Below are 16,115 nucleotides of genomic sequence, written 5' to 3'. Positions count from 1 at the left end.
ACGCTCGGCAGTGCTCGAGCGGGAGGCTGCGACTGAGCGCTCGGCAGTGCTCGAGCGGGAGGCCGCGACCGAGCGGGCAGCTGCGGTCAGGCGCCGTCTGGATGCCGTGTGGCGCATCGAAGGTGCCCGGATCGTCGCAGCGCTGGCCCGGGCCACCGGGGACGTGGGGGTTGCCGAGGACCTGGCGCAGGAAGCCGTCGCCGATGCGCTGCGCCAATGGCCAGACGCCGGCGCGCCGCGCAATCCCGCCGCCTGGCTGACCGCGGTGGCCAAGCGCAAAGCCATTGATGGCTGGCGGAGGGCCGACCGCCTGGACGAGCGCTACCAGGAGCTGGCCCGCGGGCTGCAGGACGAAGACGCCCCAGGCTGGGACCCGGTTCCCGACGACGTGCTGCGGCTGGTCTTCACCGCCTGCCACCCCGTGCTCTCCCGGGAGGCGCAAGTGTCGCTGACCCTGCGGATTGTCGGCGGCCTGTCCAGCGAGGAAATTGCCCGGCTCTTTGTGCTCCCGGTGGCCACCGTCCAGCAGCGCATTGTCCGCGCCAAGAAAACCCTGGCCGCAGCGAAGGTCCCGTTCGAGGTGCCGGAACCGAATGAATGGGGACCGCGGCTAGGCGGCGTGCTGCGGGTGATCTACCTGATGTTTACCGAAGGCTATGCTGCCACCTCCGGGGAACGCTGGATCCGGCCGGACCTGGCCGGCGAGGCCCTGCGGATCGGGCGGGTCCTGGTGTCGCTGGTGCCCCGGGAACCCGAGGCGCACGCACTGGTTGCCTTGATGGAACTGCAGGCATCGCGCTTCGGCGCCCGCACGCGGCCGGACGGCACCCCCGTCCTGTTGGCCGATCAGGACCGCACCCGGTGGGACCGTGCCCAGATAGGCCGTGGCCGCGCCGCGCTGGCGCGGGCGGACCGGCTGGGCCGCGGTCGCGGCAGCTATGCGCTGCAGGCGGCCATCGCCGAGTGCCATGCGGTGGCGCCCAGCGTCGAACGAACCGACTGGGCGCAGATCGTGCTGCTCTATGAGGCGCTCGGACGGATTGCGCCCAGCCCGGTGGTCGAACTCAACCGGGCCGTGGCCGTCTCCATGGCCACCGGGCCGGCCACGGCACTGGCCATCGTCGATGACCTGGCTTCGGCGGGGGCGCTGCCCGGATCGCATCTGCTGCCCAGCGTCCGGGCCGAGCTGTTGGCCCGGCTCGGCCGGTCGCACGAGGCGCGGGCCGAGTTCGCCGCCGCAGCCGCCCTGGCCAGGAACGACCGTGAACGCGAAGTACTCGAACGCAAGGCGGCCGCCACCTGAGTTGTTGGTGCGCTGAACCGGCGCTTGCACGGATCGTGCGCTAGCTGTCTTCCGCTGAGAGGGTGTTGACGCTGCCGGTGAAGTGAAGCCGGTGGCTGCGCTCTCCCCAGCCGGAGAACTCGGATGATTCCCACGACCCGTTTCGTTCCGTGTCATGGATCCGTACGGCCACCGTGGCGGGGAGGAAGACCGGAGCAGCGAAGTCGATGCGCCAGCTGAAAGGTTCGCTGGCCGTGGCCTCCACGCTGGTCAGTACCCGCGATGCCAGATACATGCCGTGCGCGATGGACCGCTTGAGCCCCAGCATCTTGGCCGATACCGCGCTCAAGTGGATGGGGTTGAAGTCGCCGGATACACCCGCGTACTCACGGCCCGCCTCGGGTCCCAGGCGCCACCGTGCCGTCGGCTGCGGCGGGATGAAATCGGTGCGTTCCGGCCTGAAGGCCTTGTCCAGGCCGGGCAGGTACACCGCCTTGGCCAGATAGTCCGAGACGCCCTCCCACACGGTTTCGCCTCCGGCCTCGATCCGGGTGTGAAGTTCCACCTGGGTGCCGGCGTGGTGGCCGCGCAGGCCTTCGGCCCAGGCCGTCACCGTCAATGGTTCGGTGAAGTGGACCGGCCGCAGGTGGTTCACCCGGTTGGCCAGGTGCACCATGCCCAGCAGCGGGAGCGGGAAGTCCTGCCGTGTCATCACGCTCATCGCCACCGGAAAGGCAACGGAGTGCAGGAACACCGAGGGCAAGGTGTCCCGCACGGTGCCGTGCATCAGTTGCTGGAAGCCGCTGACCCGTTCCGGGGCGATGTGCACGCCGTCAACGGTGTGCCGCACCGCGGGGAGCTGCTCGGTCTGCTGGCCGACGCCGAGCTTGTGCCGCGCCGCTGTGGACGCTGCCGTCAGGTACAGCCGGGAGAGCGTGGGCATCTCCCCCAGGATGACCTCGCTCATGCGCCCACCATGCTCTGGCCGCAGACGCGCAGCGTCTGGCCGTTGATCCCGCCCGCGGCATCGCTGGCCAGGAAGGCAACGGCTTCGGCCACGTCCAGCGGCCTGCCGCCCTGCTGCAGCGAGGACAGCCTGCGTGCCACCTCGCGGGTCAGGAACGGCATCCGTGCGGTCATGTCCGTCTCGATGAAGCCGGGGGCCACAGCGTTGATGCTGCCGCCGGCGTCGGCAAAGGCGGCCGCCGATGCGCGGACCATGCCGATGATGCCTGCCTTGGAGGCGGCGTAATTGGTCTGCCCGCGGTTGCCGGCGATTCCGCTGGTGGAGGCCAGCGACACCACCCGCGGAGCTTCGCGGAGGACGCCCGAGGCCAGCAGTTGCTCGTTCATCCTCAGCTGGGAGGAGAGATTGACCGCGATCACCGAGTCCCATTTTGCCTGGTCCATGTTGGCGAGCAGTTTGTCCCTGGTGATGCCGGCATTGTGCACCACAATATCCAGCCCGTGGTTCCGCTCCGCCGCATGCGCGGCGATCTTCTCGCCGGCGTCCGGCGCGGTGATGTCCAGTTGCAGGGCGGTGGCACCCACCCGGTTGGCCAGGTGGGCCAACTGTTCCCCGGCTGCGGGAACGTCGACGGCGATGACCTTGGCGCCGTCACGGTGCAGGGTCTCGGCGATGGCTGCCCCGATCCCGCGGGCGGCACCGGTAACGACGGCGACCTTGCCAGCCAGCGGACGGTCCGGCTCCGCCGGCAGCGCGGCAGCGCCTACGCCAACCGCCAGGAACTGCCCGTTGACGTAGGCGCTTCGGCCGGAGAGCAGGAAGCGCAGGGCCCCGAGGACGGCAGGAGCGCCGGCATCCACGCCCTCGCTCAGCAGGATCCCGTTGCCGGTGGCTCCGCCGCGCAGCTCATGGGCCAGCGACCGCAGGGCACCGTCCACCGCCTGGCGGGCGGCGGCTCGGGCGGGCTCGCCGGTGCCGGAAGCGGGGCGCGAGACCGTGACGACCCGGCCGCCAGGAGCCAGGGCACGCAGGCTGGCGCCTGCGGTGAGCATCGGGTCCGAGAGTTCTTCCGGCGACTCAAGTTCGTCGAGCACCAGCACTATGCCGCCGAGCCGTTCCTTCGGCGCCACGTGCCGTCGGACATCCAGATCCCAGCCGAGCATTTCCTTGGCCAGCACGTCGGCGCCGGCCCCGGAGCCCAGCACCAGGACGGGCCCGGGCAGCAACGGTGTGCCCGGCCGGTAGCGGCGCAGCACGGCTGGCTGGGGCAGTCCCAGTTTCTTGGCCAGGCTTTTCAACGGCCCGGCGTTGACCAGGTCCAGGTAGCGGTCCGCCATTTAGTTTGCCTCCAGAATGGCTACCACGCCCATGCCACCGGCGGCGCACACGGAGATCAGGCCGCGGGTGCCGCGGGACTCGGCGTCGGCCTTTTCGCGCAGCATCTTGGCGAGGCTGGCGACCAGCCGGCCGCCGGTGGCGGCGAACGGGTGTCCGGTGGCCAGCGACGACCCGTTGACGTTCAGCCGGGTCCGGTCGATCGGGCCCAGCGGCTTCTGCAGGCCCAGCTTGTTCCGGCAGAACTCTTCGCTCTCCCAGGCCGCCAGATGGCACAGCACCGTCCCGGCGAAGGCTTCATGGATCTCGAAATAGTCGAAGTCGGCAAAGGTCAGGCCCTGCCGGGCCAACAACCGCGGCACGGCGTAGGCCGGCGCCATCAGCAGGCCCTCCTTGCCGTGCACAAAATCAACGGCCGCGGCTTCGGAGTCGACGACTTCGGCCAGCACCGGAAGGTCATTGCGCCGCGCATAATCCTCCGAGCCGAGCAGCACGGTGGAGGCGCCGTCGGTCAGCGGGGTGGAGTTGCCGGCGGTCATCGTCGCCTCGGCACCCAGGTTCTTGCCAAAGACGGGCTGCAGCTTGGCCAGTTTCTCCAGCGTGGTGTCCGCCCGCAGGTTGGAGTCCTTGGCCAGGCCGCGGTACGGCGTCATCAGGTCGTCGAAGAACCCGCGCTCATAGGCGGCCGCCAGGTTGCGGTGGCTTGCCAACGCCAGTTCATCCTGCGCCCCGCGGCTCACGTTCCACGCCGCCGTGGTGAGAGCCTGATGCTCCCCCATCGACAGGCCGGTGCGCGGTTCGGCAGTACCGGGCGCGTTGGGCGCCAGATCCTTGGGACGCAGTTTGGCCAGAGCGGTGAGCTTCTGCTGCACCGATTTGGCGCGGTTCAATTCCAGCAGCACCGCCCGGAGCCCCTCGCTGACGGCGATCGGCGCATCCGAGGCGGAATCCACGCCGCCGGCGATGGCGGATTCGATCTGGCCGAGCTTGATCTTGTTGGCCAGACCCACCACGGTTTCCAAGCCGGTGGCACAGGCCTGCTGCAGGTCATAGGCGGGCGTTTCCGGAGACAGCGCGGAACCGATGACCGCTTCACGGGTGAGGTTGAAATCGCGGGAGTGCTTCAATACAGCGCCGGCGGCCACCTCGCCGATCCGTTCGTCCTGCAGTCCGAAGCGCGCCACCAGGCCGTCCAATGCTGCCGTCAGCATGTCCTGGTTGCTGGCCTGGGTGTAGGCCCCGTTGGACCGGGCAAATGGAATGCGGTTGCCGCCGATGACGACTGCCTTGCGCAGGACGGTGGCGGGACGGGTGCCGGTGGCGTCGGGTGAAGCGGCCATGAAGGCTCTCCTCGTGAATCGGGTGCAGGTCGGATCGAAGTCAGTTACCGTTACCAAGCGTACCTGATACGCTGGGTAACGTGAATAGCGCCACAGTCCGCCCCGCGGCTTCGCCCGGGCCCGACGGCCGCTCCGCCCGCTGGGACCGCCACCGGACCGAACGCCGCCGGGAACTGATCCGTGCTGCCCGCCATGCCGTGCACCGGCTGGGCCCCGACGCTTCGATGGAGGACATCGCAGCGGCTGCCGGGACTTCGAAGCCGGTTTTCTACCGCTACTTTGGCGACAAGGCAGGGCTGCAGCAGGCCATGGGCGAGGTGGTGGTGGGCCGCATGCAGGCCAGGCTGCAGGAAGCCGCTGCCAGTGCGACCACACCGCAGGAAGGCCTGACCGCCATGGTCTCCGTCTACCTGCAGATGGCGGAATCCTCGCCGCACGTGTACGCGTTCGTCACCCGGGATGCACCCTTTGACCCGTCGGTTCCGCAACCGCTGCACGGCGAACCAGCGCCGCCCGCTGCTGCCCCGGAGACCGGCAGCTCCGCAGTGCTGCACGATTTCTTCGCCAACGTGACGGCGATGATCGAAGCCCCGCTGCGCGGTCACCTGAGCGCCTCCGCGGACAGCGCCGCGGAACTGGCCGCGGCATCCTACTGGCCGCGGGCCGCCATCGGCATGGTGCGCGCCGCCGGCGAACGCTGGCTTGCCGCACCCGATGACGGCAGCAAACCAAGCCGGGAGCTGATGACCACCATGCTCACCCAATGGCTGCTCCGCGGAGTGGCTCCCGGCCGGACGGAGCCGACAGCGGCGTCCGGTCCCCCGGCAGCAGCCGGCCATTCCGCACACTGAGCTGCGATGCTGCCGCCGGTACCGTTGCAGCCACTTTGACCATCCGACCCTATCCGTGACCACCGAAGGAACCCCGATGACGTACACCCCCACTGCCGAAACGCCGGAACCGGTTGAAGACAGCGGCGCTACCGTTGACGTGGCCGGGCTCGGCGAAGCTCTGCTGGGCCGCTGGGCCGAGGTCCGCAAAGCGGCCCGTGACCTCGCCGGCCAACCGGAGCTCCACCGGATCGACGGACTGCCGATGGATGAGCACCGCGAACGGGTGGTGGGCCAGTTGAAGTACCTGGTGGACGCCGGGGCCGTGCACCGCGCGTTCCCGCGGCGGCTGGGCGGCGAGGACAACCACGGCGGCAACATCGCCGGTTTCGAGGAACTGGTCACCGCCGATCCCTCGCTGCAGATCAAGGCCGGCGTGCAGTGGGGCCTGTTCGGCGCCGCTGTGCTGCATCTGGGCACCCGGGAGCACCACGACCGCTGGCTGCCGGACATCATGAGCCTGAAGACGCCCGGCGCTTTCGCCATGACCGAGACCGGCCACGGATCAGACGTTGCCAGCATCGCCACCACCGCCACCTACGACCCGGCAACGCAGGAATTCGTCGTCCACACCCCGTTCCGCGCAGCGTGGAAAGACTACCTGGGCAACGCCGCCAACGACGGCCTCGCCGCGGTGGTGTTCGCCCACCTGATCACCCGCGGGGTGGACCACGGCGTCCATGCGTTCTACGTCCCCATCCGGGACGAGCAGCGCGCTTTCCTGCCCGGCATCGGCGGCGAGGACGACGGGTACAAGGGCGGCCTGAACGGCATCGACAACGGACGGCTGCACTTCGACCAGGTCCGGATTCCGCGCACCAACTTGCTGAATCGGTACGGCGACGTGGCCGAAGACGGCACCTACTCCTCCCCCATCGCCAGCCCCGGCCGCCGCTTCTTCACCATGTTGGGCACCCTGGTGCAGGGCAGGGTCTCGTTGGACGGCGCCGCGGTGGCTGCCAGCAAGGTGGCACTGGCCATCGCCGTCCGCTACGCCACCGAGCGGCGGCAGTTCAACGCCTCCTCGGACACGGCCGAAGAGGTGCTGCTGGACTACCAGCGCCACCAGCGCCGGCTGCTGCCCCGGCTGGCCACCACCTACGCGGCGTCGTTCGCCCATGAACAACTGCTGCAGAAGTTCGACGACGTGTTCTCCGGTGCGCATGACACCGACGAGGACCGGCAGGATCTGGAGACCCTGGCGGCGGCACTGAAGTCGCTCAGCACCTGGCACGCCCTGGACACGCTGCAGGAGTGCCGCGAGGCGACCGGCGGCGCCGGCTTCCTGGCTGAGAACCGGTTCGCCGCCCTGCGCGCCGACCTGGACATCTACGCCACGTTCGAGGGCGACAACACGGTGCTGCTGCAGTTGGTTGCCAAGCGCCTGCTGGCGGACTACGCCAATGAATTCCGTCATGCGGACTTCGGTGTCATGGCCCGCTGGGTGGCGCACCAGGCGGCCGACGTCACCCTGCACCGCACCGGGCTGCGCCAGGTGGCCCAGACCTTCGCGGACAGCGGATCGGAGCGCAAGAGCGCCAACTACCTCAAGGATCCGGAAACCCAGCGCCAGCTGCTCACCGACCGGGTCTCCACCATGGTGGCTGGCATCGGCGGCGCGTTGCGCAACGCCACCCGGCTTCCGCAAAAGGAAGCCGCGGCGCTGTTCAACGAGCACCAGCATGAACTGATCGAGGCGGCCCGCGCCCACGCCGAACTGCTGCAATGGGAAGCCTTTAGCGCCGCGATCGCCGAGATCGAGGACAAGGGAACCCGGCTGGTGCTGACCTGGCTGCGGGACCTCTTCGGGTTGTCGCTGGTGGAAAAGAACCTGGGCTGGTACCTGATGTACGGCCGGCTGTCGGCGCAGCGCGCCCGGATCCTCGGCACCTACATCAACCGGCTGCTGTCCCGGCTCCGCCCGCACGCCCGTGACCTGGTGGATGCCTTCGGCTACGGCCCGGAGCACCTGCGCGCGAAGATTGCCAGCGGCGCGGAGCAGGAACGCCAGCACGAAGCCATGGCGTACGCCCGCACACGGCGCGCCAGCGGCGAAGCCCCGGTGGACGAAAAGGTGCTGATCGCCCGGCGCAAGGCAGAGCAGAAGCTCAGCAAGAACCGGCAGAAGCTGGAAGCCAAGAACTAGGACAACGACGGCGGGGCTCCCCCTGGGCGACACGGCTCGCCTTGGCGGGGCCCGCCGTCGTGAGCGGAGCTGGACCAGCTAAGATTTTCTGGGCCCGATCTTCCCTTCCGCGGGCGGAAAGCATTTCCATGTCCTTCACCCAGAATGCCCTTGCCCGCTGGCAGGAGTTGCAGGCGCTGGCCGCCACGCCCGGGCTTAAGCTCGCCTCCGCCAGTCCATGGGTGCCGGCGCTGTTCAGGACCGCTTTCACCCGCTCCCGCCCGCAACTGCCGTTGGAAGAGTTTCACCGCAGTACCGACTCGTTCCTGGCCGAGCTGCGCCGGGCCGGGGTGGAGCTGCGCGCGGACTGGTCTGCCCGCCAGTACGCCGACGACTGGGTGGCCCGGCGCTACCTGTCCCGGCTGCGCGAGGACGGCCGGTTCGTATACGAACCCACCGAGACCACGGTGCGGTTCCTGGAGTACCTGGACGGCCTGACCGGGACTTCCTCGTCTTTGAACAGCTCCCGGCTGGCCACGCTGCTCACCCGCGTCGAAGCGCTGGCGCATGAGACCGACCCCGACCCCGAGGCCCGAATCGCCGTGCTCCAGGCCGAAATCGCCCAGCGCCAGGAAAAGATCCGCGCGCTGGAAGCCGGCGAAGCACCGGCGTCGCTGCCGGACGCCACCGCGGTGGAGGCCGCCCGCGATGTTTTGGCGCTGGCCGCCGGCCTGCCGGCCGATTTCAAGCGGATGCGCGACGGCCTGGAGCTCATGCTCCACACCCTGCGCGCCGAGATTGTGGAGTCCAACGCCACCAAGGGCATCACCATGGGCGAGGTGCTCGAGGCGGACAAGCGGCTGCGCGGCACCAGCGAAGGCCGGACCTACGAGAGCTTCACGGCCTTCCTGAACGACGAGGAGCAGCAGCAGCGCTTCCGGCAAGCCATCGCCGAGGTGCTCGAGCGGGACTTCGCCGGCGCGCTGGAGGCCGAGGACCGGCGGGCGCTGCAGCGGCTGATGCCCCAACTGCGGGCGCAATCGGCGGAGATCCACCGCATCTACGGGCGGCTCTCGGAGAGCATGCACACCTTCGTGCAGTCGGACGACGTCCGTGAATCGATCCAGCTGCGGCAGACCATCCGGGCAGCCGAGGCCGCCATCCTCAAGTCCCGGCGCAGCCTGCCGGGCCGCCGAGCCGTGATTCCCGCACCCGAACTCTTCGGCTCCGGCTTTGAATCGGTCAGCATGGTCCGGCTCTACGATCCGCAGGACCACCAGGCCCCGGCAAAGCTGCCGGAACCGCCTGCCTTCACCGAAGCGGATATCCACCGCGCGCTCCGTACGCCGCAGGCGGACGCGGCGACCCTCGCCCACGCCGTGCGCACCGCCGTCGAGGCCCGCGGGCCGGTGTCGCTGTCCGAGGTCTATGCCGAGTTGGAACCGCAGCACCGGCACCTCAACAGTCTGCGGTGGCTGCTCCAGCATGCGCTGAATTCCGGGGGCACGCTGAACCCGCAGGCCACCGACACCGTGACCCTGATCCAGATCGACGGCAGCGAACGCACCGCACTGCTGCCCGCCGTCACCTTCACGAAAGCTGCCGAATCATGAACGAGATGACCGAGGCCCGCGTTGCACCCGCCGGAGGCCCGTCCGACGGCGACTGGCCGGACGAATCCCCGGAGCTTCAGGAGTCTGACGGGCTGGACGACGGGCTGGACGCTGGGTTGGATGACCAGGACGGACTGGACGACCAGGACGGGCTGGACAACCAAGAGGGGTTGGACGACCAAGAGGGGTTGGACGACCAAGAGGGGTTGGACGACCAGGAAGGGCTGGAGGACCAGGCTGAACCGGATGCGCCCGCCCGGGACGAGGTCCGGGACGGGCCCGAATTGTTCGACGGCGATACCGGCACCCTGCCGCTGAAACTGCGCCAGGCCCTGATCAGGCTGCTGCGCGGCCCCTACCTGGACGCCTCGTCCACGGACCGCGTCTACGACACCGTGGTGGAACACCGGCGGATCCTGGCGTCCCGGCTCAGCGAACTGTTCCTGCAACTGGTCATTGACGAAGACCGGAAGGTTGCCATGCTGCGCCCGGTACCGATGGCCGAACCGCACACCACCGCCCTGCAGCGACAGCGGGATATGACCCGGGAAGAAACGCTGCTGCTGCTGCGTATGCGCCTGGTGCAGGACCGTCACGCCGGCACCGGAACCGAGCCACTGCTCAGCCGGGCCGACGTCATCGATGTGCTGCAGGACTACGTGGATCCGGAGCAGCGCGATGCCAAGCACGTAGAGGACCTGGCCGACGCCTCGTTGCGCAAGCTGGTCAACGAGCGCCGGCTGCTGCAGGCAACCGAACTTCCGGATGTGTGGGTCATTTCGCCGGCGCTGCCGCTGGCCTTGCCGTTCGAGAACATCGGCGACATCCCGGCGGTGATCAACTCGCTGGCCGGCGATGACCTGCCGGCAGGCAGCGGGCCGGAAACGGATCAGTTGGCTTTCGACGGCGGGGAGGCCTGAGCATGAGCATTGAGACAATCCTGCCGCTGGACGGGCTGCTTAACCCGGGCCAGCACCGGCTCACGTCCGTGCAGTTGGTCAACTGGGGCACGTTCGACGGCGCCCACACCATTCGCGTGGACCGCGCCGGCACGCTCTTGACCGGCGGCTCCGGGGTCGGCAAATCCACCATCTTTGACGGCATGCTGCAGGTGTTGGACGCCCGGCCCAAAATGAATGAGGCCGCGCAGACCAGCTCCGGCCATGCATCCGAGGAACGGCGTACCGCGTTCAGCTACATGCGCGGGCGGCTGGGTGCGACTCCGGCCGACGGAGATGCTTCGCAGACCGCCACGTTCTACCAGCGCCCCGGCGCCATCTGGTCTGCGGTCTGCCTGACCTTCGACAATGCGCTGGGCCAGACCACCAGCCTCTCGGTGATGCTGGACCTGCCGGCCAACGGCACCGAACACAATGTGGGCCGTTTCTACGTCCTGCACAACAAGCCGCTGGACATCCCCCGCCTGGAGTCCGGCATGGCGGGCCGGTTCAGCAAAACATCGCTGGAGGCGCTGCTGCCGGGCAGCCAGGTCTTCGATTCGCACAAGGCCTTCGCGGAACGTTTCCGGCAGGCGCTGGGCATCGACCAGGAAAAGGCGTTCGGTCTGCTGCGCACGCTGCAGACCGGCAAGGGCCTGGGCGGCACCGTCAACGACTTCTTCCGCAACCACGTGTTGGATACGCCGCGGACGCTGGCGGCGGCCGAAGAAGCAGTGCAGGACTTCAGCCATCTGCGCAGCATCAGGCGGCAGCTGGAACGGGTCCGGCAGCAACGCGACCTGCTCGCTCCGGTGCCGCGGCTGCACCAGCTGCTGCAGGAGACACAGTCGCAGCTGGATCGCAACATCCTCTTGGCCGACGTCGCGCTGCCGCTCTACCGGCGCCGTCTGGCACTGGAATGCCAGGACCGGCAGATCGAGCTGTTGGGCGCGCAGGCGGCCACCGCAACAGCGGAGCTGGCAGAGACCGAAGCGGCACGCGCCGCGCTCAAGGAGAAAACGGCCCGGCTTTCCGCGCGGTACGGCAGCGAAGGCGGCGCCGCCGTCGCCACCTTGGAGCGCGAGCTGGCCGCAGCGCAGTCCGAACTGCGCGCCCGCCAGTCGATCGAAGATTCCTTCCGGGCCGAAGCTGAGGCCGCGGGCCTGGACGCCGACTTCAGCCCCGGCGGGCTGGCGGCAGCGCGCAGCCGTGCCGCGGTGCTGGTCAAGGAGCTGCTGGCAGAAGCCGAGTCCGTCCGGGAACGCAGCAACGACGCCCAAGGCGAAGCCTGGAGCCTCAAGGGACAGATCCGGGCACTGGAGCAGGAAATTGAGTCCTTCCGCCGCCGCACCAGCAACATCCGGCCGGAAAGCCTGGAACGCCGGCGCCAGATCTGCGCCGCGACCGGCATCACCGAAGAGGAACTGCCTTTCGCCGGCGAGCTGATCGATCTTGACCCTGCCGAGGCCCGCTGGCGGCCGGCAGCCGAGCGCGCGCTCCGCTCCCTGGCTTCGGCGCTGCTGGTGCCCGGCGACCGGATGAACGCCGTCACCCGGTACTTGAACGAGCACAATATCCGCGGCTTCCTGCGGATCATCGATGTCAGCGCTCCGCTGGACGGAAAGGCCGAGGCCGAGGCGGACGACCTGGTCACCAAGCTGGTTACCAAGGACACCGCGATGGGCCAGTGGGTCCGGCGCAAGATCACCGCGCATTACGACTACGTCTGCGTCGAGGGGCCGGAGCAGCTCGCCGGTGTCTCCCGCGGCGTGACCTTGGGCGGTGCGGTCAAGCGCAGCAGCAGCACCACCGAGAAGGACGACCGGCACACCGGGGCCTCCGACCACCTGCTGGGCTTCGACAACCGGGACAAAATCGCCGCACTCGCCACCCGGCTGCTGGAACTGCGGGACACCTACGGCACCGCGGATTCAGAATCGGCCGAACGCGCCCGCGAGCAGCAGGACCTTGGCCGGCGGCTGGCCGCGGCCAAAGCAGTCGCTGCCGACACCCGGAGCTGGGAGGAGATCTCCGCCGCTGCACATGCCGCAGCAGTGGCTGCGGCGGCGGAACGCTTGGAGCAGGCGAGGGACGCCAACACGGACCTCGAACAGTTGCGGTTCGAACTGGAAACGGCGGAGCTGGACCTCACGGCCGCGACGGAGAAGATCGGGGTGCTCAAGGGCGAAGCCGCCCGCTTGTCCACCGGGCTGGCTGCCGCGCGCCAGCGCCGCGACGGCTTGGCCGGCAGCGGCGAACCTGCCGGAGCGTTGACCGAGGAACTCGCGTCCGAACTTGGCGCATTGTTCGCCCCGCATGGCGAAGTGACCGACCTGGAGTTCCTCGGCGATGTCTGTACCAGGGTGGAGCGCGAACTGCTGACGGCCCGCGGCACGCTGGAACGGACCAAGCTGGAGGCCGGCAACCAGTTGGTGAAGATCTTCGAGTCGTACAACCGGCAGTGGGGGTCGGACTATGGGACCTCACTGGACGCCGCCGCCGACTATGAGGCCCGCTACCACGACATAGTGGGCGAAGGCCTGCCGCAGCGCGAGGCAGAGTTCCGCGAGTACTTCAACAACCGCACGTACGAACGCTTCAGCGACCTGCTGCAGTTGCTGGACGAAGAACGCCGGAGCATCGCATCCCGACTGCAGCCGCTGAACCAGATCCTGCGGCGGGTGAACTATCACGCGGACAGCCACCTGCAGATCGAGATTGCGAACGCAGTTCCGGACGCCTCGCACAAATTCCGGACCGACCTGAAGAACGCGCTGCCGGTCATGGGCCGGCGGCAGACCGGCGATGACATGGACGCCCGCTACCTGGCCCTGGACCGCATCGTTGAGCGGCTGGCGTCGGAGGACGAGCGCCGCTGGCGTGCCGAGGTCTTGGATGTGCGGTCGCACGTGGACATCACCTGCACCAACGTGCTGGCGGACGGCCGCGCGTACACCAACCTGCAGGCCAGCCTGATGTCCGGCGGCGAGGGCCAGCGCTTCACCGCGTTCATCATGGCCTCCGCCCTGGCCTACCAGCTTGGCATTGCCGGCCAGGGCTTCAGCACCTTCGGCACGGTCATGATGGACGAGGCGTTTGTGAAATCGTCGCTGGCGTTCGCCGAGGCCAGCATCAACGCGCTGCACGAGTTCGGTTTCCAGCTGCTCTTGGCGGCTCCGGAGGACAAGGTGGACCTGGCCCGCTTCCTCGGCTCGGTCACGGAAGTCCTGCGCGACGAATCCGCAAACCGCTCCGGCATCCTGGAACGCGGCCGTTCACTCGCCCGACCGGTGGACATCGTCCTGCGCTGATCCCTCCGGCTGGGGCTACGCGCCTGAACGACGACGGCGCATCGATCATGCGTTCCGCCCGGGAACCGGCGTTGCCGGACGGCGCGGTGGTATGACTAGGGCATGTCGAAGGTGAATACGGGAATGCCCGGCTGGCCGTCTCCCCGGTCGCTGAGCGTCCGGAGGGTGGTGGCCGGCCTGGTGCTGGCCGTTGTGCTGCCCGCCGGCCTGCAGTTCCTGCTGCTCCAGGTGTGGCACGCCAATCTGACCACCGCGTCGCTGGTCCAGCTCACCGGAACTGTCGGCGTGGCGCTGGTGGGCGGCATCTGGCCCGCGCTGTTGGCCGCCCTATGGAGCAGCCTGCTGCTGAACTTTTTCATGACTGAGCCCACCGGCCAGCTGTTGATCCATGACACTGCCATGGCCGTGGCTTTGGTCTGTTTTGTCGCCGTCGCCGGGGCCGTGGCCTGGGTTGTGGACGTGTCCGCCCGCCGGGCCGCACGGGCCCGCCGCGCTGGCGCCGAGGCTTCAGCATTGAATGAGCTCACCCGGGTGGCGATCGCCACCGAGGACCCGCTGTTGAGCCTGTTGGAACAGGCCCGCCAAGTGTTCAGTGCCGATGCGGCCGCCCTGTTCGTGCGGTCCGCCGGCGGCGACACGGGTGCCGGCGAAGATTCCGGCTGGCTCCTGCTCGCCGGAGCCGGACCGCAGCTAGGCTCTCCGGACGCAGCCGACACCGTCGAGCGAGTGGATGACAACACCGTCATGGCCCTGCTCGGACCCCGCCTGACTGCAGATGAGGGCCAGTTGTTGAAGGCCTTCGCCGCCCAGGCCACAGCATTGCGTGCGCGCCAGCAGCTGATGGTCAGCCGGCTCGAAAACGAACGCTTGGCCCAGGACAACCTGATGCGCGGTTCGATCCTTCAGGCCGTCAGCCATGATTTGCGCACGCCGTTGGCCGGCATCAAATTTTCGGTCAGTAGCCTGCTGCACGAGGGCGGTTCGTTCAGCACCGAAGAGCAGCGTGAGCTCCTGCAGACCACCGACGCCTACGCCGACCAGTTGGGGCTGCTGGTGGAGAACCTGTTGGACATGTCCCGCATCAGCAGCGGATCGGTGGGGCCAATGCCGGGGCCGGTCCAATGGGAAGACGTGCTACCGGGGGCGCTGCGTGGAGTCCCGCCGGAGTCGGTGATCTTCCACATTCCGGAGGACTGCGCACCGGTCGAGGCAGACGCCGGGCTGTTGGAGCGGGTGATTGCCAATCTGGTTGAAAACGCGGACCGACACGCCCACCCGTCGGCCATCACGCTGCAGGCGGGGGAACTTCCAGCAGCAGGCGGCCGTGCGCACGGCGAGTTGCGGATCATCGACGCCGGAACTGGTCCGCTGCCTGAGGATCTGGAAGAGATGTTCAAGCCCTTTCAACGGATGACCGACTCGGGCGAAGATGCCGGCGTTGGGTTGGGTCTGGCGGTCGCCCGGGGTTTGACGGAAGCGATGGGCGGAACCTTGCACGCCGAACGCACCGCCGGCGGAGGGCTGACGATGGTGCTGCGCCTTCCGCTGGCCGGTTCCCGTGCAGCTTCCGACGCCCGCGGCATAGGGCAGGAAGAACGGTGACAACCATCCTGGTGGTGGAAGACGAGCGCCGCTTGCTGCGGGCGCTGCAGCTCGCGCTGCGGGCCAATGGCTATGCGGTTGTCGCCGCACCCACAGGCAGCAGCGCGCTGGCGTCGCTGGCCGAGGGGCCGGTCGACGCCTTGGTTCTCGATCTGGGATTGCCGGACATGGACGGGGTCGAGATCATCCGCCGTGTCCGGTCCGGCGCGCAGACCCCGATCCTGGTGTTGTCCGCGCGCCACGCCTCCGCCCAAAAGGTCAGCGCCCTGGATGCCGGCGCCGACGACTATGTGACAAAACCGTTCGGACTGGACGAACTGCTCGCACGCTTGCGGGCACTGCTGCGCCGCGGCCAGGCCGGTACCCAGGACGACGTGGTGGAGGCTGCTGGCTTCACCCTCAATTTTGCCGCGGGCCGGGCGGAGAAGCAGGGAGCCGCCGTGAAACTCACACCGACGGAATGGAAGATCCTCGAGGTGCTGACCCGGCAGCCCGGCAGGCTGGTGCCGCATCGGCAGGTGCTGGAGCACGTGTGGGGGCCCGCCTACGTCAAGGAAACCCAGTATTTGCGGGTGTACATCGCGCAGTTGCGCCGGAAGCTGGAAGCCGACCCGGCCCGGCCGCAGCATCTGATCACCGAGCCGGGGCTCGGCTACCGATTCGATCCCTGAGCCGGACCGGCCGGCCTGCGGGCACGGCCTGCGGGCAGCGT

Annotated in this window: 11 protein-coding genes; 8 read left to right on the top strand and 3 right to left on the bottom strand. The window is 68.7% G+C overall.

What is annotated here, in order from left to right; translation table 11 throughout:
• The first annotated feature begins 46 nt into the window (after positions 1-46).
• The gene (locus ACMX2H_RS12560; protein WP_414960830.1) at positions 47-1,303 is read left to right on the top strand and encodes an RNA polymerase sigma factor; all 1,257 of its coding nucleotides are present in this window, start codon (positions 47-49) and stop codon (positions 1,301-1,303) included.
• 40 nt (positions 1,304-1,343) lie between these two features.
• Here ACMX2H_RS12560 and ACMX2H_RS12555 read toward each other — a convergent pair whose 3' ends face one another.
• The 3 genes from ACMX2H_RS12555 to ACMX2H_RS12545 are packed head-to-tail and all read right to left on the bottom strand — an operon-like array spanning position 1,344 to position 4,924.
• Positions 1,344-2,249 carry a MaoC family dehydratase gene (locus ACMX2H_RS12555; RefSeq protein ID WP_414960817.1) on the bottom strand — a complete coding sequence of 302 codons (906 nt, stop codon included), beginning with the start codon at positions 2,247-2,249 and terminating at the stop codon, positions 1,344-1,346.
• On the bottom strand, positions 2,246-3,586 hold the full coding sequence (locus tag ACMX2H_RS12550) for a 3-oxoacyl-ACP reductase (protein ID WP_414960816.1): 1,341 nt from the start codon (positions 3,584-3,586) through the stop codon (positions 2,246-2,248). Before ACMX2H_RS12550 ends, ACMX2H_RS12555 begins: the two co-directional genes overlap by 4 nt.
• A complete protein-coding gene (locus tag ACMX2H_RS12545) occupies positions 3,587-4,924 on the bottom strand; it encodes an acetyl-CoA C-acetyltransferase (protein WP_414960815.1) in 1,338 nt (445 codons plus the stop codon).
• Between the two features lie 80 nt (positions 4,925-5,004).
• Between ACMX2H_RS12545 and ACMX2H_RS12540 the strand changes: the two genes are divergently transcribed.
• The 7 genes from ACMX2H_RS12540 to ACMX2H_RS12510 all read left to right on the top strand — a co-directional run bounded on the left by ACMX2H_RS12540 (position 5,005) and on the right by ACMX2H_RS12510 (position 16,074).
• A complete protein-coding gene (locus ACMX2H_RS12540; RefSeq protein WP_414960814.1) occupies positions 5,005-5,775 on the top strand; it encodes a TetR/AcrR family transcriptional regulator in 771 nt (256 codons plus the stop codon).
• Positions 5,776-5,851: 76 nt separating this feature from the next.
• Positions 5,852-7,960, top strand: a complete 2,109-nt coding sequence (locus ACMX2H_RS12535; RefSeq protein ID WP_414960813.1) for an acyl-CoA dehydrogenase family protein — start codon at positions 5,852-5,854, stop codon at positions 7,958-7,960.
• 128 nt (positions 7,961-8,088) lie between these two features.
• Positions 8,089-9,552, top strand: coding sequence for a DUF3375 domain-containing protein (locus ACMX2H_RS12530; RefSeq protein WP_414960812.1), 1,464 nt, complete (start codon positions 8,089-8,091; stop codon positions 9,550-9,552).
• Entirely contained in the window at positions 9,549-10,472 is a 924-nt protein-coding gene (locus ACMX2H_RS12525) for a DUF4194 domain-containing protein (RefSeq protein ID WP_414960811.1), read from the top strand. Before ACMX2H_RS12530 ends, ACMX2H_RS12525 begins: the two co-directional genes overlap by 4 nt.
• 2 nt (positions 10,473-10,474) lie before the next feature.
• Positions 10,475-13,801 carry an ATP-binding protein gene (locus ACMX2H_RS12520; RefSeq protein ID WP_414960810.1) on the top strand — a complete coding sequence of 1,109 codons (3,327 nt, stop codon included), beginning with the start codon at positions 10,475-10,477 and terminating at the stop codon, positions 13,799-13,801.
• A 102-nt stretch (positions 13,802-13,903) separates the two neighbouring features.
• The gene (locus tag ACMX2H_RS12515) at positions 13,904-15,403 is read left to right on the top strand and encodes a sensor histidine kinase (protein ID WP_414960809.1); all 1,500 of its coding nucleotides are present in this window, start codon (positions 13,904-13,906) and stop codon (positions 15,401-15,403) included.
• Positions 15,400-16,074 carry a response regulator gene (locus tag ACMX2H_RS12510; protein ID WP_136786770.1) on the top strand — a complete coding sequence of 225 codons (675 nt, stop codon included), beginning with the start codon at positions 15,400-15,402 and terminating at the stop codon, positions 16,072-16,074. Before ACMX2H_RS12515 ends, ACMX2H_RS12510 begins: the two co-directional genes overlap by 4 nt.
• Positions 16,075-16,115 lie beyond the last annotated feature (41 nt).

It is taken from the genome of Arthrobacter sulfonylureivorans (assembly GCF_047607445.1).
GTDB lineage: Bacteria > Actinomycetota > Actinomycetes > Actinomycetales > Micrococcaceae > Crystallibacter > Crystallibacter sulfonylureivorans_A.
The sequence above is the reverse complement of the archived record's forward strand: the minus strand, read 5'-3'. Positions and strand labels throughout refer to the sequence as shown.

Excerpts from the sequence above, each read along its gene's own strand:
- ACMX2H_RS12555 (WP_414960817.1), bottom strand. The coding sequence starts at position 2,249 with ATGAGCGAGGTCATCCTGGGGGAGATGCCCACGCTCTCCCGGCTGTAC.
- ACMX2H_RS12550 (WP_414960816.1), bottom strand. The coding sequence starts at position 3,586 with ATGGCGGACCGCTACCTGGACCTGGTCAACGCCGGGCCGTTGAAAAGC.
- ACMX2H_RS12545 (WP_414960815.1), bottom strand. The coding sequence starts at position 4,924 with ATGGCCGCTTCACCCGACGCCACCGGCACCCGTCCCGCCACCGTCCTG.
- ACMX2H_RS12535 (WP_414960813.1), top strand. The coding sequence starts at position 5,852 with ATGACGTACACCCCCACTGCCGAAACGCCGGAACCGGTTGAAGACAGC.
- ACMX2H_RS12530 (WP_414960812.1), top strand. The coding sequence starts at position 8,089 with ATGTCCTTCACCCAGAATGCCCTTGCCCGCTGGCAGGAGTTGCAGGCG.
- ACMX2H_RS12525 (WP_414960811.1), top strand. The coding sequence starts at position 9,549 with ATGAACGAGATGACCGAGGCCCGCGTTGCACCCGCCGGAGGCCCGTCC.
- ACMX2H_RS12520 (WP_414960810.1), top strand. The coding sequence starts at position 10,475 with ATGAGCATTGAGACAATCCTGCCGCTGGACGGGCTGCTTAACCCGGGC.
- ACMX2H_RS12515 (WP_414960809.1), top strand. The coding sequence starts at position 13,904 with ATGTCGAAGGTGAATACGGGAATGCCCGGCTGGCCGTCTCCCCGGTCG.